17 protein-coding genes are annotated in these 18545 nt (G+C 62.7%); 9 read left to right on the top strand and 8 right to left on the bottom strand.

Annotated features, from left to right (window positions below):
• Positions 1–4: 4 nt before the first annotated feature.
• Both thiE and ABX75_RS12505 read right to left on the bottom strand, forming a co-directional pair.
• Positions 5–634: a thiamine phosphate synthase gene (thiE, locus tag ABX75_RS12500; protein WP_034100889.1), complete on the bottom strand. Its 630-nt coding sequence runs from the start codon at positions 632–634 to the stop codon at positions 5–7.
• A gap of 32 nt (positions 635–666) precedes the next feature.
• A complete protein-coding gene (locus tag ABX75_RS12505; RefSeq protein WP_034100888.1) occupies positions 667–1464 on the bottom strand; it encodes a hydroxymethylpyrimidine/phosphomethylpyrimidine kinase in 798 nt (265 codons plus the stop codon).
• A 277-nt stretch (positions 1465–1741) separates the two neighbouring features.
• On the opposite strand from ABX75_RS12505, the gene ABX75_RS12510 reads away from it, so the two are divergent.
• The 4 genes from ABX75_RS12510 (at position 1742) to ABX75_RS12525 (ending at position 8157) form a co-directional block, all read left to right on the top strand.
• Positions 1742–4132 carry a hybrid sensor histidine kinase/response regulator gene (locus ABX75_RS12510; RefSeq protein ID WP_047882015.1) on the top strand — a complete coding sequence of 797 codons (2391 nt, stop codon included), beginning with the start codon at positions 1742–1744 and terminating at the stop codon, positions 4130–4132.
• 70 nt (positions 4133–4202) lie between these two features.
• Positions 4203–5858 (top strand): acyl-CoA dehydrogenase family protein, encoded by a 1656-nt coding sequence (locus tag ABX75_RS12515; RefSeq protein ID WP_047882016.1) that lies wholly within the window; start codon positions 4203–4205, stop codon positions 5856–5858.
• 119 nt (positions 5859–5977) lie between these two features.
• Entirely contained in the window at positions 5978–7450 is a 1473-nt protein-coding gene (gene amn, locus ABX75_RS12520) for an AMP nucleosidase (protein ID WP_162276694.1), read from the top strand.
• Between the two features lie 71 nt (positions 7451–7521).
• Positions 7522–8157: a pseudouridine synthase gene (locus ABX75_RS12525; RefSeq protein WP_034100884.1), complete on the top strand. Its 636-nt coding sequence runs from the start codon at positions 7522–7524 to the stop codon at positions 8155–8157.
• Here ABX75_RS12525 and ABX75_RS12530 read toward each other — a convergent pair.
• Entirely contained in the window at positions 8152–8361 is a 210-nt protein-coding gene (locus tag ABX75_RS12530; protein WP_025999909.1) for a DUF2788 domain-containing protein, read from the bottom strand. The genes ABX75_RS12525 and ABX75_RS12530 overlap by 6 nt on opposite strands.
• A gap of 174 nt (positions 8362–8535) precedes the next feature.
• A complete protein-coding gene (locus ABX75_RS12535) occupies positions 8536–9015 on the bottom strand; it encodes an Lrp/AsnC family transcriptional regulator (protein ID WP_003194418.1) in 480 nt (159 codons plus the stop codon).
• 416 nt (positions 9016–9431) lie between these two features.
• On the opposite strand from ABX75_RS12535, the gene ABX75_RS12545 reads away from it, so the two are divergent.
• Positions 9432–10460 (top strand): DUF6515 family protein, encoded by a 1029-nt coding sequence (locus tag ABX75_RS12545; RefSeq protein WP_047882017.1) that lies wholly within the window; start codon positions 9432–9434, stop codon positions 10458–10460.
• Here the strand turns inward: ABX75_RS12545 and ABX75_RS12550 are convergent.
• Positions 10457–11350, bottom strand: a complete 894-nt coding sequence (locus ABX75_RS12550) for a cation diffusion facilitator family transporter (RefSeq protein WP_034100881.1) — start codon at positions 11348–11350, stop codon at positions 10457–10459. The genes ABX75_RS12545 and ABX75_RS12550 overlap by 4 nt on opposite strands.
• 9 nt (positions 11351–11359) lie before the next feature.
• The gene (locus ABX75_RS12555; protein WP_034100880.1) at positions 11360–11779 is read right to left on the bottom strand and encodes a hypothetical protein; all 420 of its coding nucleotides are present in this window, start codon (positions 11777–11779) and stop codon (positions 11360–11362) included.
• A gap of 110 nt (positions 11780–11889) precedes the next feature.
• On the opposite strand from ABX75_RS12555, the gene hrpB reads away from it, so the two are divergent.
• A complete protein-coding gene (gene hrpB, locus ABX75_RS12560) occupies positions 11890–14400 on the top strand; it encodes an ATP-dependent helicase HrpB (protein WP_047882018.1) in 2511 nt (836 codons plus the stop codon).
• 102 nt (positions 14401–14502) lie between these two features.
• Here the strand turns inward: hrpB and ABX75_RS12565 are convergent, their stop codons facing one another.
• Together ABX75_RS12565 and ABX75_RS12570 are read right to left on the bottom strand one after the other, a co-directional pair.
• Positions 14503–15591 carry an endonuclease/exonuclease/phosphatase family protein gene (locus tag ABX75_RS12565; RefSeq protein WP_034100878.1) on the bottom strand — a complete coding sequence of 363 codons (1089 nt, stop codon included), beginning with the start codon at positions 15589–15591 and terminating at the stop codon, positions 14503–14505.
• A 40-nt stretch (positions 15592–15631) separates the two neighbouring features.
• Positions 15632–16291 (bottom strand): YciC family protein, encoded by a 660-nt coding sequence (locus ABX75_RS12570; RefSeq protein WP_034100950.1) that lies wholly within the window; start codon positions 16289–16291, stop codon positions 15632–15634.
• Positions 16292–16471: 180 nt separating this feature from the next.
• On the opposite strand from ABX75_RS12570, the gene ABX75_RS12575 reads away from it, so the two are divergent.
• From ABX75_RS12575 to ABX75_RS12585, 3 genes are all read left to right on the top strand, one after another.
• On the top strand, positions 16472–17206 hold the full coding sequence (locus ABX75_RS12575; protein WP_047882019.1) for a DUF2076 domain-containing protein: 735 nt from the start codon (positions 16472–16474) through the stop codon (positions 17204–17206).
• A 129-nt stretch (positions 17207–17335) separates the two neighbouring features.
• Positions 17336–17812 (top strand): NYN domain-containing protein, encoded by a 477-nt coding sequence (locus ABX75_RS12580; RefSeq protein WP_034100876.1) that lies wholly within the window; start codon positions 17336–17338, stop codon positions 17810–17812.
• Between the two features lie 25 nt (positions 17813–17837).
• Positions 17838–18449: a PolC-type DNA polymerase III gene (locus ABX75_RS12585; RefSeq protein ID WP_034100875.1), complete on the top strand. Its 612-nt coding sequence runs from the start codon at positions 17838–17840 to the stop codon at positions 18447–18449.
• Positions 18450–18545: the final 96 nt, after the last annotated feature.

Below are 18545 nucleotides of genomic sequence, written 5' to 3' on the forward strand. Positions count from 1 at the left end.
CTCTCTAAACTGAAGATTTAAGAAGGTCGTTGAAGGCGCGGGCGCGGCGCGTCACTTCCTGGGTGCTGTCGGCACCGAACAGGCCGTGGACCACGGCGAGCAGGTCGGCGCCCTGGGCCACCAGCGGTTCGGCGTTCTCCAGAGTGATGCCGCCGATCACGCAGATGGGCACATGCAGGCGCTGATGCGCTTCGGCCAGCATCTCCAGCGTGGCGGCCGGGGCGCCGGGCTTGGTGTTGGAATTGAAGAAGCGGCCAAACGCCACGTAACTGGCGCCTTCCTTGGCGGCCTGTTCGGCCAGTTCGATCTGGCTGTGGCAGGTGGCGCCGATAATGGCTTTGGGGCCGAGCAACGCACGGGCCGGGGTGAGCGGGCCGTCGGTCTGGCCCAGGTGCACGCCGACGCCCAGGCGCGCGGCCAGTTCGGCGTCGTCGTTGATGATCAGTTGGGTCTTGTAGCGCGAGCACAGTTCTCGCAGCTTTTCGGCTTCGCGCAGGCGGCGCGCGTCATCGCTGCTTTTGTCGCGGTACTGCAGCAGGGTCACGCCACCGTCCAACGCCGCTTCGACGTAGGCGAGGAATTTGCCGGCCAACAGTTGGCCGTCGGTTATGGCGTAAAGGCCACGTAATTTCATCGGGCATGTCCCTTGAAGTGGCGAGCAGGCGCCTACGAGCAGAAATCCAGCGGCAGCCGGCGCGGTACGAACTGGCCCTGGCCGAGTTGTTCGGCGTCACGCAACGTGCGCCAAGTGTAGTTGAGGGCCGATTGCACGGCGCTGACCAGGCCCTCGCCCTGGGCGAGACGCCCGGCCAAAGCGCTGGCCAGCGTGCAGCCCGAACCGTGATAGCTGCCCGGCAGGCGCTGACAGGTGAAGGTCTGGCGCGTGCCGTCGCGGCTATACAGGCGGTTGTGCACTTCATGCTCGTCGCCATGACCACCGGTGATCAACAGGTGTTTGATAAACGGCAGCAGCTTGTCGGCGCACTCGTCCGCCGTGCCTTCGGGCAGTTCGGCGAGGATACGTGCCTCGGGCAGGTTCGGCGTGGCGATCAGCGACAGCGGCAACAACCGCTCACGCATCGCGTAGCCCACTTCGTCCTTGCCCAGGCTACCGCCGCCGCCGGCGCGCAGCACTGGGTCGCAGACCACCGGCAGGTGCGGGTGCGCCTGCAGCAGCTCGACTACGGTGTCGACCATCGCGGTGGAGCCGAGCATGCCCAGCTTGACCGCCGCCACCTCGGAGTCGCTGAGCACGGCGTTGGCCTGGGCCAGCACCCACTCGCGGTCGAGCACGCGGAAGTCGCTGACGTTCACCGTGTTCTGCACGGTCAGCGCGGTGACGGCCGGAGCCGCATGGCAACCCTGGGCGAGCAGGGCTTCGATATCTGCCTGCAAGCCGGCGCCACCACTGGGATCATGGCCGGAGAGACAGAGGACAACAGGGCGAGAGCTGTAGATATTCATGGTGGGCGAGCTTACCACCAAACGCTTTTTGCGTGGCCTTCGGGCGGTGGCTGAATGTTGTCGCACCCGGCGAGTTTCTTTTGCTGCCTGAAACCCTGAAAAACAGCGCTGAAAGCCTTGATCTAGAGCCTTTCAAAAAATTATTTCAATGGTGTCCAATGGCCTGCAACGGCTATGCTAGAGTGGATTCAAACAACTTATCTGTACCGCCGGTGTACGTCTTCTCAAAAGGAATGGGGGGCTTTTGATATAACCGGACAGGCCACGCTGGGGCTCTATGCGCTATTTGCTGATTCTATTGTTGTGCGGGCTGCCGATGCTCGCCAGCGCCATTGAGTTCAACCAGGACACCCGAAGCCTGCCCCTGGGCCGAGCCCTGCAAGTGCTCGAAGACCCGAGCGCCGCCCTCACCATTGCCGATGTCAGCGCGCCTTCCGCGCTCGCGCAATTCAAGCTCCACGATAAGGACACCCTCAACGCCGGCTATTCGCGCTCGGTGTTCTGGCTCAAGCTCAATCTGCACTATGTGCCCCACAACGCCGAGGCCCGACGCACCTGGCTGCTGGAGCTGGCGTACCCGCCGCTGGACCATCTGGACCTGTACCTGCCCGACAGCACGGGCACCTATCGTTTGGTCAGGCGCACTGGAGATGCGTTGCCGTTCGCCAGTCGCGAGATCCGTCAGAACAACTACCTGTTCAAGTTGGATTTCACCCCAGGCGAGGATAAAACCGTTTATCTGCGAGTGCAGAGCGAGGGCTCGATTCAGGCGCCGCTGACCCTCTGGTCGAGCACCGCGTATCTGGAACAGCAGCCGCTGCGCCTGTATGTGCTGGGTCTGATCTATGGCGTGTTGCTGGGGATGCTGGTTTATAACCTGTTCATCTACCTCAGCGTGCGCGACACCAGCTACTTGTATTACATCTTCTATATCGCCTCGTTCGGTCTGTACCAGTTGTCGGTCAACGGCGCGGCGGTGGAATATTTCTGGCCCAACAACCCTTGGTGGACGAACGCCGCGACACCGTTTCTGATCGGCGCGTCGGCGCTGTTCGGCAGTCTGTTCGCGCGCAGCTTTTTGCACACCGCTCAACACAGTCGCTGGATCAACCGTGTGTTGCTGGCGCTGGTGGCGTGCGGGGCAGTGGTCATGCTGCTGTCGTTGATGACCAGCTACGCGCTGGCGTTGCGTCTGGCCACGGGCCTGGCGCTGGTGTTCACCGTGACCATCTTCGTCGCCGCCATCAAGGCCTGGTACTGCGGGCAGAGGGTGGCGCGTTACTTCATCATCGCCTGGTCGGCGTTCCTGCTGGGCGGGGTGGTCAACACCCTGATGGTGCTGGGTTATCTGCCCAATATGTTCCTGACCATGTACGCCAGTCAGATCGGTTCGGCGATTGAAGTGGCACTGCTGTCCCTGGCCCTGGCCGACCGCATCAATGCCATGCGCGAGCAGCAGGCGCAGATTCTGTTCGATGCCAGCCAAAAGCTCGAAGTGCTTAACTCCCAATTGGCCCGCAGCAACCGGCTCAAGGATGAGTTTCTCGCCACCCTGACCCACGAGCTACGCACGCCGATGAACGGCGTGATCGGTTCCCTGGAACTCATGCAGACGGTGCCCCTGAGTCACGATCTGACCCAATACCATCAGACCGCCGCCGGCTCCGCGCGGGACATGATGCGCATGGTCAATGGCATCCTCACCCTCACCGAATTGCAGGCCGGTCGCCTGAGTGCGCAACACCGCGTGTTCAGCCTGCGTGGCGTGCTCGACAGCCTGCGCCAGCAATTTAATACCAGCGCCCAGGGCAAGGGCCTGGCGTTTTCCATCGACGTGGCGGATGAGCTGCCGGACCGTCTGGAGGGGGACGTCGACAAGCTTATTCAGTGCCTGGATTGCCTGCTGGACAACGCCTTCAAATTCACCCACGAAGGTTCGGTACGCCTGCGCGTGGTGGGAGTGCCTCACCGCGACGGCGGCGTGCACCTGAGTTTTATCGTGACTGACACCGGCATTGGTTTTGCCTCCCTGGATGAGGCCACGCTGTATCAGCGCTTCTTCCAACTGGATGGCTCGACCACCCGCGAATACGGCGGGTTGGGCATCGGTCTGGCGATCTGCCGGCAATTGATCGAACTGATCGGCGGGCGCCTTACCCATCATTCCGAACCCCGCAAGGGCAGTCGCTTCCAGCTCGAAATGCAGGTGCGCTCGGTTCCGTCCGAAGCCAAGCCGGCGCCGGCCCGGCAACGAGCGCCGCAGGATTGCGCGGTGTTGTTGGTGGATGACAACAGCGTCGGTCAACTGGCCGTGCGCGGCATGCTGCTCAAGCTCGGCTATCGGGTCAAAACCGTCGACAGTGGCCCTGCGGCGTTGGAGGCGCTGCAAGCGCAGGCGTTTGACGCGGTTCTGTTGGACCTTCCCGAAGGAAGCTTCTCTGTGTGCTGTCAGATCCGCGCACTGCCTGGTGGGGGAGAATTGCCGGTGATCGCCCTGGGTACATCGTCGAATGTGCCTGAGCGAGAGCGGTGCCTGGGCGTAGGTGTCACTGAGCGTTTGACCAAACCGGTGCGTTTCGAGGCGCTGCAAGCGGTGATGGAGCGCTGCGTGCTAGGGGTTTTAGAGGGTGAAAGCGCCGCGCATTCGGCGCGTATGTCACTTTTTTAAGCGCGGTAGCGGTGCTTAACTGAAAAAACCGGCCTCAACTGAGCGTGGCCTTTTTTCCAGGACGCCCGTGATGAACCTGCATCAATTTGCCGAAACCCACGACGTGACCAACCAACCGCCCTCCCTGGACGGCGTCAACCTGTACCGCATCGACCTGCCCCTGCAAGAGTGGTCGCGACGTTTCGGCGCCGGTTGGGCACACTCGCGCATCGATACCTATGGCGCATTGGCCGGCGGGCCGTTGATGGCGGCTGGGTTTCTGGCCAATCAACACAAACCGGTGTTCAACAGCCACGACCGTTACGGTCACCGCATTGATCTGGTTGAGTTTCACCCCGCCTATCACGAGCTGATGCGCACCGCCGTCGAACATGGCCTACCTTCGCTGCCCTGGGCTCATCCGCAGGCCGGCGCCCATGTGGCCCGCGCCGCCATGACCTACCTGCACAGCCAGGCCGAAGCCGGCAGCGGTTGCCCATTGACCATGACCTTTGCCTGCGTACCGGCGTTGCGGTTGCAGCCGGATTTGGCCAAGACCTGGCTGCCGAAAATCCTCAGCACCCAATACGACCCGCGCAACGTCGGCATCGCCCACAAGGCCGGTGCCACCCTCGGCATGGCCATGACCGAGAAGCAAGGCGGCACCGACGTGCGCGCCAACACCACCCGGGCTTATCCGGTGGGCGCTGGCGGCCCTGGGCAGGCGTATGAGCTGGTGGGCCACAAGTGGTTCTGTTCCGCGCCGATGTGCGATGGGTTCCTCACGCTAGCCCAGACTGACAAGGGCCTGAGCTGTTTCCTACTGCCCAGGCACCGCCCGGATGACACCCGCAACGAGTTCTACATCCAGCGCCTGAAAAACAAACTCGGCAATTGTTCTAACGCCTCCAGCGAAGTGGAGTTTCGCGGCGCCCTGGCCTGGATGGTCGGCGAAGAAGGCCGTGGTGTGCCGACCATCATCGAGATGGTGGCCATGACCCGCTTCGATTGCATGGTCGGCTCCAGCGCCCTGATGCGCCAGGCCCTGACCCAGGCCAGCCATCATTGCGACCATCGCTCGGTGAGCGGCCGCGTGCTCAGCGAGCAACCGCTGATGCAAAACGTGCTGGCCGACCTGGCCCTGGAAAGTGAAGCATCCCTGGCCTTGAGCATGCGCATGGGGAGGGCGTTGGACCATTTGGATGACGAGCAGGAGAGTAAATTCGCACGGCTGGTGACGGCGGTGGGCAAGTATTGGATCTGCAAACGCGCGCCGGCCATGATCAACGAGGCCGCCGAGTGCATGGGCGGCGCCGGTTATGTGGAGGACAGCATCCTGCCGCGCCTGTACCGTGAGGCACCGGTGAATTCAACGTGGGAAGGCTCCGGCAACGTGCAATGCCTGGATGTGCTGCGTGCGCTGTCCAAGGAACCGGGCGTATTGGAGACGCTGTTTATCGAACTGGGCAATGGCCACGGCGACCGGCATTTGGCGCGGCATATCGAACAGCTAAAGTCAGCTTTTATGGATACCCAGGACATCCAATACCGTGCGCGGCAGTTGACCGAGGACATTGCCGTGGCCTTGCAGGCCAAGCTGTTGTTGGAGGCGGGGAATGCTGCGGTCAGCGACGGCTTTATTGCCAGCCGCTTGAGCGATTCCTCCGGCCGCGCTTATGGCGCCTTGCCGCGTGGTGTGGATGTGGCGGCGATAGTCGCCCGCTCAACGCCTTCTGTTTCTGAATAAGCCCGGTCCAAAGGTGGGAGGGGGCAAGCCTCTCCGACATTATTGAGTGCATTCCAACGCCACTGTTTCGGTGCGGCTGGGATGCAGGCAAGATACAGGCCTGCATGTCAGAACACAGGATGCTTACCGTGACCGAAGCTTTTGTTGTCGTTAAAACCGCCGAAGAAGCCGTGGACCGGCTGGCGGCTCTGCATGAGCGAGCTACCGGCGCGCTCAATCAGGCCCTCAAGCAATACCTCAAGGACCGCGTCGAACCCGACGCCGAGCAACGCGCGCTGTTCCGCTACCCCGAGCTGCGCCTGACCTACCACTGCCACGGCGAAGTCCCACAGACCACCCGCGCCTATGCCAAGGTGCAACTGCCGGGCACCTACAGCGTGACCGTCACCCATCCTGCGGCGTTCCGTAAGTACCTGCTGGAGCAACTGGTGCCGTTGATGCACGACTTCACCGTGACGGTGGAAGTGGGCGTCAGCCAACAGAATATTCCTTACCCGTATGTGGTCGAGCAGGGCGATGAACTCGCCGGCTCCGGCGTGACTGCCGCCACTCTGGCCCGCGTATTCCCGAGCACCGACCTGTCGGCCGCCACCGACGGTATCGCCGATGGCCTGTATGACTGGGAAAACACCAACCCACTGCCCCTGGCGCTGTTCGATGCGGCCCGCGTGGACTTTTCCCTGCGTCGCCTGGTGCATTACACCGGCAGCGACTGGCGCCACGTACAACCCTGGATTCTGCTGACCAACTATCACCGCTACGTCGACCAGTTCATCCTGCATGGCCTGGAACAATTGCGCAGCGACCCACGTTTTATCCGCATGGTGCTGCCGGGCAACGTGGTGATCGACAAGAGCATGGATCACGGCGAAGCCTCGGCCATTGCCGCCGGCGTGGTCTGGCACCGCTACCAGATGCCGGCCTATCACTTGCAGGCCAGCGATGGTCACGGTGTGACCCTGGTCAATATCGGCGTGGGCCCGTCCAACGCCAAGAACATCACCGATCACCTGGCGGTGCTGCGTCCGCATTGCTGGCTGATGATCGGCCACTGTGGCGGCCTGCGCCAATCCCAGACCATCGGTGACTATGTCCTGGCCCACGCTTATATGCGTCGCGATGGCATTCTCGACCGTGTGGTGCCGCCAAATATCCCGATCCCGGCCCTGGCCGAAGTACAACTGGCGCTCCAGCAAGCGGCGGCCCACGTTACCGGTGAAAAAGGCGAACAGCTGAAAAAACGCCTGCGCACCGGCACCGTGCTGACTTACGACGATCGCAACTGGGAGCTGCGCTGGGCCCAGGAGCGGCCGCTGATCAACCTGTCCCGCGCCGTGGCCGTGGACATGGAAAGCGGCACCATCGCCGCCCAGGGCTATCGCTTGCGGGTGCCGTACGGCACGTTGCTGTGTGTATCGGATAAACCGCTGCACAGTGAAATCAAATTGCCTGGTTCGGCCAACGCGTTCTATGAGCGCGCAGTGAGCCAGCACTTGAAGATTGGCATCGAAGCGGTGGACCTGCTGCGCAACGAACTCAACTCGCTGCACTCGCGCAAACTGCGCAGCTTCGACGAGCCGCCGTTCCGCTAAGCGGTTGGGATGGTCATTTAACGGTCAGGCCACTAGCATTGTCGGTCCTGACCGTTAGATGTTGTTCTGCCATGTCTCGTCCCACCCGTCCCGATTCGCGCCGCCCTGGCGTGAAACCTCCGTATTCCGCTGCGCGTCGCGTTGCCAAGGCGCCGCCGGCCGAGCCGAAGTTGATCCTGTTCAATAAACCATTCGACGTGCTGACCCAGTTCAGCGACGAAGGCGGGCGCGCGACGCTCAAGGACTTCATCGACATTCCCGGCATCTACCCGGCGGGCCGTCTGGACCGTGACAGCGAAGGCTTGCTGCTGCTGACCAACGATGGCCAGTTGCAGGCGCGCATTGCCGACCCTAAGCACAAGTTGGCGAAAACCTACTGGGTGCAGGTGGAGGGCGAACCCACGGAAGAATTGCTGCAACGCCTGCGCGATGGGGTAGAACTCAACGACGGCAAAACCCTGCCCGCCGAGGCTCGGCGCTTGGACGAGCCCGCGTTATGGCCACGCAACCCACCGGTACGCTTTCGCAAAAACATCCCGACGTACTGGCTTGAACTGGTGATTCGAGAAGGGCGTAACCGCCAAGTGCGGCGCATGACCGCCGCCGTGGGCTTGCCGACCCTGCGGCTAGTGCGGGTGCGCATTGGCGATTGGACAATCGACGGCCTGGACCAAGGCCAATGGAAGGAAGTCCCGGCGCGTTTATAAAGCGCCGGATTCGATCAGGCCAATCACCACGCTCTTGATGATAAACGCCGCCACGCCCAGGCCCAGCACGAAGAACAGGATGAACGAGCCGAAGCGTCCGGCCTTGGATTTCTTCGCCAGGTCCCAGACGATAAAGCCCATGAAAATAATCAGAATCGTGACCAGGCCGGTCATCATCCATTCTTCAAACAGGGCGGGGTCGATGTTGTTCATGGGCTCTTCCAACGGGGCAGGCGGCGAGTATAGGGCAGTGTCACAAGCGCAACATTGACCTGGATCGAAGTGCAATCAAAATGTGGGGGGGGTCAGCTATGGATAAGCTGACTGAAGTATTGCTATCGGGGGCAAGCCCCCTCCCACATTTGATCTTCATTGACCTTAGGTGCGTAGGTGGGTCAGTGGCAGCTCTGTGCTGTTGAGCACTTGGTTGAGTACAAAGCTTGAACGTACGCTGGTTACGCCTTCAATACGGGTTAAGTGCCCTAGCAGCAATTTCTGATAGTGATCCATGTCCGGCACCACCACCTTCAACTGATAGTCCGCATCCATGCCGGTGACCAGGCTGCATTCCAGTACCTGGGGCAGGGTGCGGATGGCGGCTTCGAAGTTTTCGAAACGTTCGGGGGTGTGGCGGTCCATGCCGATCAGCACGTACGCGGTCAGGCTCAGGCCGAGCATCTTGCGGTCGAGCAGGGCGACCTGGCGCGCGATGTAGCCATCGTCTTCCAACTGCTTGACCCGGCGCGAGCACGGCGACGGCGACAGGCCGATGCGTTCGGCCAACTCCTGGTTGGAGATCCGCGCATCGCGCTGCAATTCAGCCAAAATACTCAGGTCATATCGGTCAAGCTTGCTCATTGGGTTGGCCTTTGTCGTAACTATTGCGGCGAATTATCTATGAAGGGTTAAAAATTGCGCAAGCACTGTTTATTGACGCAATCTTCGCAATCATCTGTCGGGCGCTGGCGCGTATCGTTAGCAACAGAATCACCGCCTGGACAACAGTCCACTGCAGCTCGCCCAATCAGGCCCGCTGCGGCCGCCACCCCAGCAGGGTTGAGCCGGCCTCCAGGCTGCACACTGTCCACAAGACGGCGTGAGGTGAGCCAACGTCAAAAGCGTTGAGCCAGGACGAAATTCTCAAGGGGTGGCCGACGGGTCGCCCCTTTTCTTTTGCCTTAAGAAAATTGTTCTCGTGACTGATAACCTGTCTCAGAACCGGGCGAGGCTTTCCCAGTCTCATGTTCAAGCCCTGAATCGCAGTGAGGAAAAGCATGAAGCGCATCTGGCGTTTGGCAGGTGTTGGTTTGCTGGTGGTCGGTGTCGGCACGCAGGTATTGGCCGACGAGCGCGATAACGTACCTCGCGAAGGCCAAGGGCCGCAGGGCGGTGGGCAGCATGAGCGAGGCCCTGAGGGCGGGCGGCGGCCGGAGAACAGTCCACCGCGTCCCGAGAACCCTCAACCACGCCCGCAGAACGAGCATTTTGACCGCGGCGGCCCGAATGGCAGCGGTCAATGGCAGGCGCGGCCACAAGGCAATGAGCAGGCGCGCCCGGCGCCGCAGCCGTCGAATAACCTGCCGATCCAGGGGCGCCCCGATACCGTGCGCCAGACCCAGGAGCCGCGCCAGGGTTACTACCGTGACATACCTCGACGCAGCGACGACAACCGCCATTGGGAGGCCGGCGGCCCCGGTTCGCGCCCCGGCTACAACGGGCATCCGGATGACCATCGCTGGCCTGGCCGCCCCGATGGTCACGGTAATGGCTGGGGCCCCGGCCCGCAGTACCGTCCGGGTTATGTGGTGGACCGCTTCCCCGACCGCAACTACCGCGTGCCCTATCGCGGCCAGGACTACTTCTTCTCCGGCGGTTACTGGTATCGCCCCCAAGGCCCACGCTACGTGGTGGTTGCGCCGCCGTATGGCATCCGCGTGCATTACCTGCCGGACTATGCGCGGGAAGTGTGGGTCGGCGGTTCGCTGCTGTTCCTCGCCGCCGGCGCTTATTACGCCTACGAAGAAAGCACCCAGCAATACGTGGTGGTGCAGCCGCCGGCAGCGGTTCCCGCGCCGCAGCCTGCGCCCCAGGGCAATGGTTATGACGTGGTGGCCTATCCCGCCAATGGCCAATCACCGGCCCAGGTGCAACAGGACGGTTATGACTGTTATCGCTGGGCGGTGCAGCAAAGCGGCTTCGACCCCCAGGCCGTCACCTACGCCCCCGACCCGGCGGTGGTGCAGACCTACCGCCAGGCCCAAGGCAACTGCCTGAGCAGTCGCGGCTATCAGGTGCAGTACTAATCCTTGGCGCCTGTGACCACTTCCTGCGGGTCGGCGTGTACCAACACTTCGGCGCGCGGGTAGGCGGCGTGAATGGCGTCGGCGGCCTGGTCGCTGATGCCGTGAGCTACTGACAGGCTCAGATCCCCCGGCAGTTCCAGGTGCAACTGCACAAACCAATGGTTGCCCGATACCCGCGTGCGCAGGTCATGGGCGCCCAGCACGCCGGGCACGCCACGGGCCAGTTCCAGCATGTGCTGGCTGACCTCCGGCGGCAATTCCTCGTCCATCAGCACCGCAAAGCTTTCCCGGGCGATATGGATCGCGCTCCACAAAATGTACGCCGCAATCCCCAGGCCGAACCAGGCATCCACCTGATGCCAGCCCATGGCCGCCAGCACCAACGCCAGCAGGATGCTGCCGTTGAGCAGCAAGTCCGAGCGGTAGTGCAATGAGTCGGCGCGCACCGCGTTGGAGCCGGTTTCGCGGACCACCCGGTGTTGCAACGTCAGCAACCCCACGGTCAGCAGCAGAGAGAACACGATCACACCGATGCTCAGCCACGGCGCCCCTACCGGTTCCGGATGCTGCAAGCGTTCATAAGCCTGCAATGCAATCAGCACCGCACTGCCACTGATAAACAGCGCCTGGGCCATGCCCGACAGCGATTCCGCCTTGCCATGCCCATAGCGGTGATCGTCGTCGGCCGGCCGCAGCGCGTAATGGACTGCGAGTAGGTTCAGCAGCGACGTCACGCCGTCCAGCAACGAGTCGGTCAAGCCCGCGAGCATGCTCACCGAGCCGCTGAACCACCAGGCGATAGCCTTGGTAACAATCAATACACAGGCGACCGCCACTGACGCACGGGTCGCCAGGCGCAACAGGCGGGCGTGTTCGGGACTGCTGATCATGGGCAGTCCTTACGCGGCGGGTTGCAGGCCGAGGGCGGCAAGTTGCTGCACGCTGCCCTTGAACTGGATCAGGCGCGGGTCGTCCAGCGGCAGGCTGTGGCCGGTTTCTTTCTGGATGATGCTTTGCAGTTTGGCGTTGTCGACCTGGCCGTCGGCGCCGATGGCTTCGTGGAGTTTTTCCGGGGCGACCTGGGCAGTCTTGCCCGGTTCGAAATAGATCGCGCCCGTGGCGAAGTCGACGCCGAAGGCGATCAGGCCGGGGATCACATAAAACAGCAGGCCCACGGCATCGAGCGCGGCAATGGCCGGGTCGATCTTGCCGTCGATCTGACCACGGCGGTCGGGGTAGAAGATCGAACCGCAGGCGGTCAATTGGCTGAGCAGGGTGACGGCTAAAACACCGCCGATGACACGGGAAGCGATACGCATGGACAAGCTCCTCAACAGGGTTGATACGCGACTATATAACACCGGCCTTGAGACCAGCGTCGGCATCCGGCAGTTCGCCGTTATACTCGCCGCTCTGCTTTGGAGCCAGTATGAATTCGTTGCCCATCGATGATGTTTTACCCGCCCTGCGTGACGCTTTGGCCAATCGCCATGAAGCCGTGCTCGAAGCACCGCCCGGCGCCGGTAAAACCACCCGCGTGCCCTTGGCCTTATTAAATGAAACGTGGCTGGCCGGGCAGACCATCCTGATGCTCGAACCGCGGCGCCTGGCCGCCCGCGCCGCCGCCGAACGCCTGGCCAGCGAACTGGGGGAAAAGGTTGGCGACACCGTCGGCTATCGCATCCGCCTCGACAGCAAGGTCGGCCCCAACACGCGTATCGAAGTGGTCACCGAAGGTATTCTCACGCGGCGCTTGCAGGACGACCCGGCGCTGGAGGGCGTGGGCCTGCTGATCTTCGATGAATTTCACGAGCGCAGTCTCGACGCCGACCTGGCCCTGGCCCTGAGCCTGAACGGTCGTGAGCTGTTTCGCGATGAGCAGCCGCTGAAAATCCTGTTGATGTCCGCCACCCTCGAAGGCGAGCGCCTGGCCGGTTTGCTGGGCGACGCACCGATCCTGCGCAGCGAAGGGCGCATGTTCCCGGTGCAGATGCGCTGGGGGCGGCCGTACCAGCCCGGTGAATTTATCGAACCGCGCGTGGTGCAAACCATCCTTGAAGCCCTGCATGACGAAACCGGCAGCGTGTTGGTGTTCTTGCCGGGCCAGGCGGAGATTCGTCGGGTCAACCAGCAACTCGCCGACGCCCTGGGTGATCGCCCCGACGTGTTGCTGTGCCCGCTGCACGGCGAGCTGGACCTCAACGCCCAGCGCGCCGCTATCGACCCTGCGCCGCCCGGCAAACGCAAGGTGGTCCTGGCCACCAACATCGCCGAGACCAGCCTGACCATCAATGGCGTGCGTGTAGTGATTGACGCCGGGCTGGCGCGAGTGCCGCGTTTCGACCCCGGCAGCGGCATGACCCGCCTCGACACCCAACGCATCTCCCGCGCCAGTGCGACCCAGCGCGCCGGCCGGGCCGGGCGCCTGGAGCCGGGGGTGTGTTATCGGTTGTGGTCCGAAGACCAGCATGAAGGCCTGGCCGCGTATGGCAGCGCGGAGATTCTCGCCGCCGACCTCGCCGGTCTGGCCCTGCAGTTGGCGCGCTGGGGCGTGACGCCGAACCAACTGGTGTGGCTGGATGCACCGCCGAGCGCGGCCTATGCCCAGGCCCAGGACTTGCTGGTGCGTCTGGGGGCATTGAATGACGACACGCTTACCGCCCACGGCCAGAAAATGGCCGAATTGCCGGCCCATCCGCGCATCGCCCATTTGCTGCTGCGCGGGCAGGACCTGGGGCTGGCGGCGACCGCGTGTGACGTCGCTGCGCTGTTGGGCGAGCGCGATATCGTGCGCGGTGGCGGTGCGGACCTGCATAGCCGTCTGGCGTTGTTGTCCGGCGAGGAGCGCGCGCGCGGCAGCCAAGGTGGCGTGCAGCGGGCCAAGCAACTGGCGCGGCAATACCGCGGGTATCTGCGCGGCAAGCCGACCCAAGCGGTGGCCGATCCCGATCACCCGCGCTGGCTCGGCGCCTTGCTGGCGCTGGCTTACCCGGATCGCGTGGCCCAGCAACGCCGCCCAGGCGGAGCCGAATACCGCTTGGCCAACGGTCGCGCGGCGCTATTCGCGGAGGCTGACAGCCTGATGAAACAGCCGTGGTTGGTAATCGCCGACCTGGGTAGCCGTCAGGGCCAGCGCGAAGAACGCATCTACCTGGCGGCGGATTTCGATCCGACGTTGTTCGACACGGTGCTCGCCGAACAAGTCCGCAACGTCGATCAACTGGATTGGGACGAACGCGAAGGCGTACTGCGCGCCGAGCGTCAGCGCAAAGTCGGCGAACTGGTACTCAGCCGCGAACCGCTGGCCGGCCTCGACGAAGCTGCACGCAGCCAGGCTTTGGTCAACCTGGTGCGGCGCAAAGGTCTGGAGCTATTACCCTGGACCCCGGAACTGCGCCAATGGCAATCCCGCGTGATGCTGCTGCGCCAGTTGGACGCCGGCAAAACCAGCGAATGGCCCGACCTCAGTGACAGCGCGTTGCTGGCCGGCCTGGAGCACTGGCTGATGCCCTACCTGGGTAAAGTCTCGCGCCTGAGCCACTTCGCTAACCTGGATATCTCCAGCTACCTGCACAACCTGCTGCCCTGGCCGCTGCCCCAGCGCCTCGATGAACTGGCGCCGCAGCACATCAAAGTCCCCTCGGGCTCATCGGTGCGCTTGGACTACAGCGAGCAGCCGCCGATTCTGGCGGTGCGTTTGCAGGAATTATTCGGCCTGGCCGACACCCCGCGCATCGCCGGCGGGCGCCAAGTGGTGAAGCTGCACCTGTTGTCCCCGGCAAGACGCCCGGTGCAAGTGACTCAGGACCTGGCGAACTTCTGGCGCAGTACCTATGCCGAGGTGAAGAAGGATCTGAAGGGGCGTTATCCCAAGCATTACTGGCCGGATGATCCGCTGATAGCCGAGCCGACCGCGCGGATCAAACCCCGAAAGTCGTAACCCTAAGCCTCCAAATGTTGGAGGGGGCTTGCCCCCGGTAGCGGTGGACCAGTTAGAGAGCTGACTGACATACCGCCATCGGGGGCAAGCCCCCTCCCACAGTTATTGCGCGGCGGGCAGCAGGAAGCGGGCAATCACCGGCAAATGGTTGGAAATGCGCAACGTATCCTCCTGCCGCACCTTGGCCTCCACCCGCTTGATACGAGGGCTGTAGAACAGGTAATCGACGGTGCGATCCGGGCCATCGATGCTTGGGTCATTGGGGAAGTAGGTCAGCCACTTCTCGCGGTCGATGCCGCTGGACTGGCTGTTGCTGGGGATCATCGGGTATTTATCCCACAGCAGATGCAGTTCGCTGTCCGGCGAATATTGCCCGCGTTTGCTGGCGTCCAGGCGCAGGAATTGCCCCAGCGGCAGCAGGTTGAAATCGCCGCCGATCAACCACGGCGTGCCACGCCCCTCGAATTTATCCAGCAGCTTGACCGTGGCCTGCACCTGTTCCTGTGCGACGCTGCGTCCCGGCATGTCGGCGCTAAGGCGCGTGTTCAGTACCGCCAGTTGGCCGCCGTCGCTTAGGGGTAAATACGTCAGCAGCAGAGCCGGCTTGGGCTGGAACTGGCGGCTGATCAAGCCGGCATCGGGCGCCGGCAGTTGCAGGCGCTCGGCGTGTTCGATCTGGTAGCGGCTGAGGGTGGCGAGCTTGCGGCCGACGCTGCCGAAGATATGCCGGTCGGGCACGAAATCGGCCTTCCAGTCGAACGTCTGGGCGCTGCACGGGTAGAGGTCCACCAAGCGCTCTTGCAGCAACGCGAGTTGATCCTGGTAATGGGAGGGCTTGGCGTTTTCGTCGAGTTCCTGCAACAGCAGGATGTCGGGTTGTTCGTCGCGGATCACCCGCGCCACTTCGTCGAGGCTGGCGGCCATGTCTTCTACGGTGGGGCGCTCATCCGGGCCGCTGCCGTCGGGGGTGTCATACCAGAACACGTAGTTCTTGCCGGCCAGGTATTGCACGTTCCACGTCATCACTTTGAGCGCCTGCCCGGGCAACAGGGTCGGCGCACGTGGCGCCACGCAGCTGACGGGCAGGGTCTGCTTGGGCTCGGGGCGCCAGGTCAGGCTGTAGATCAACGCGGTCAACAGGCCCGCGATCAACAACAGGCCCAGCAAGGTGATGCGCAATAAACGGGTCATCGGCTCGGCTTATGGCGTGTCAGGAGTGGCGGGGAGCATATCACCGTGCGTCGGCGTCGCCACCGATCAGCATGAATAAACGGAACAGCACCACACTGGTGAACAATTGCAGGAAGCTGTGGGCGCTGTCGATCAATACCCCCAGCAATGGCGCGGGTTCGGGATACGCCGCGACGCTTACGCCCTTGAGCAGCCACAGCGGCGTCATCACACACAGCAGGCACACCAGGATGCGCCAGAAGTGGCCGCGCGTCAGACGAAAACTTTCCTTCATCGCCTCCAGTGCCGGCATGTCGCGCAGCACCAACAGGTATTCGGCGAACGCCAGCACCACCATCAGCCACAGCCCCGGCAGAAAATACAGTGACAGCCCCAGCAGTATCAGCAGCGTACTCATCGCCGTCAGCAGCGCGAAACGCGGCCACAGGGTCAGCGCCATCGCCCACACATCGCGGGTACGCGGCGCCTCGCCACGGGTGCGGGCATCGAGGAACAGGATCAGGGCGCCGGTGTACAACGGGTACACCAGCAGCCCCACCACCACGCTGTAACCGGGGAAGGCATCCGCCCCCAGCGTATGGTCGAGCACTTGTTGCAGCACCGCTTCAAGAATCACCAAGGGCAGGCACAACTGAACGATGGCGCCCAGATTGCGCTGGGTAAAACGGAAGGAGTCGCGCAGTACGTCTAACGGATTCATCAGGTTCATCGCAGGCCTGTAAACAAGGGCGACACTTTAACCGATCAGCATCGCAGGGGCGCAAACGTAAACCTTGAGTAAAGACCATTGAAACAATTGGTAACAGCCCCATAACTAGCACGCACCTGGCCTGATCAAGGTCAGGACCATGATTTCTACCGGCAATCTAACGAGGTCGCCATGAACAGCGAAGAGCAAACCCTGATCGATGGACTGTTTTCACGGTTGCAGCAAGCCGAAACGGACTCAGCCCCCCGCGACGCCCAGGCCGAAGCGCGGATCAAGGAGCACATGACTCGCCAACCGGCCGCCGGGTACTACATGACCCAGTCGATTCTGGTGCAGGAACACGCACTCCAGAGCCTCGACGCGCAGAACAAGCAACAGGCGCAGCAGATCCAGCAGTTGCAGGAAGAGTTGCAGCGTGCCAAATCCGCGCAACCTGCGGCCTCCAGCGGTGGCGGTTTCCTGTCGAGCATCTTTGGCGGCGGCTCCCGCGACGCACAACCGACCCAGAGCGCTCCGGCCTCCACGGGCGGCGGTTGGCGCGAACCGGCGCGGCCTTCCTTTAGCCAGCCCGCGCCACAACAGAACTATCAGCAACCACCCCAAGCGCCTGCCGCGCCCATGGGCAGCGGCTTCCTTGGCGGCGCCATGAAAACCGCCGCCGGCGTGGCCGGTGGTGTGTTACTGGCCGAGGGCATCAGCAGCCTGTTCCACCACAACTCGCAACCGCAGGTGGTGGAGGAAATCATCGAACAACCGGCGCCGGCCAGCGATCAAGGCGGTTGGGGCAGCGATGACCAGAAATACGCCGGCGATGACAGTTGGGGCAGCAACAATGCCGACAGCTTTGCCGACAGCGATTATTCCGACGATTCATCCTCCTTCGGCGACGACGATTCCTTCGTCTGAACATAGCCAGACCGGGGCGGCATAGCGCCCCGGTCTGATTTTTTCCCGGAAACTTCCCGCTGGCTGGCATACTGGCGCCTTTGCGGACCCCCGTATGCCGGGTCCAAATGGCTGTCATGGGGAAGTGCGGTGAAGAAAATTGCAGTGTTCGCCGATGTACAAAACCTCTATTACACCGTGCGCCAGGCTTATGGCTGCCACTTCAATTACGCCGCCCTGTGGGCTGATATCAGCTCGCGCGGGCAGATCGTCGAGGCGTACGCCTATGCCATCGACCGGGGCGACAGCAAGCAGCAGCAGTTCCAGCAGATCCTGCGCAACCTGGGGTTCACGGTAAAGCTCAAGCCGTATATCCAGCGCAGCGACGGCTCGGCCAAGGGCGACTGGGACGTGGGCATCACCCTCGACATCATGGACGCCGCCGACCACGTCGACGAAGTGGTGCTGGCCTCCGGCGACGGCGATTTCGACATGCTGCTCGAACGCATCATCCACAAACATGGCGTTGAAGCTGTGGCTTATGGCGTACCGGGGCTTACGGCCAATTCATTGATACGCGCCGCCAGCCGCTACGTGCCGATCGAAGGCGCGTTGCTGCTCAAATAGTTGTTTTGACGGAGTAGGAACAGGTTTGGAACGTATAGCGGTCATCGACTTTGAAACCACCGGCATCACCCCGAGCAGCCATTGCCGGGCCACGGAAATTGCCGTGGTCATCCTTGAGCGTGGGCAGATCGTCGACCGCTACCAGAGCCTGATGAATGCTGGCGTGCGCGTGCCGGGCTTTATCGAACAACTGACCGGCATCAGCAACGCCATGTTGCGCAGCGCGCCACCGGCCGAGCGGGTGATGAACGAAGTCAACGAGTTCGTCGGCACCACGCCGCTGCTGGCGCACAACGCCGCGTTCGACCAGAAGTTCTGGGACTTCGAACTGGGCCTGATCCGCCGCACCCGCCTGCAGAAATTCGCCTGCTCCCTGCTACTGGCCCGCCGCCTGATGCCCTCGGCCCCCAACCATAAGCTCGGCACCTTGAATGCTTTCGCTCAACTGCCTCACACCGGCAAGGCTCACCGGGCATTGGCGGACGCGGAAATGGCCGCCAACCTGACGGCGCATTTGGCCAAGGAGTTGCGCGGGACTCACGGCTTGCGCGAACTGTCCCACGACCTGCTATGCACCTTGCAGAAAGTGCCGGCGGCGAAGATCAATGAGCATCTGAAGAAACATCGCGGGTTCTGACAGAACAACGCTGCTGGAAATGTGGGAGAGGGCTTGCCCCGATTGTGGTGTGTCAGTCACGGATTAGCTGACCGGTCTACCGCTATCGGGGGCAAG

Source organism: Pseudomonas sp. ARP3, from assembly GCF_001029595.1.
Classification (GTDB): Bacteria; Pseudomonadota; Gammaproteobacteria; order Pseudomonadales; family Pseudomonadaceae; genus Aquipseudomonas; species Aquipseudomonas rhodesiae.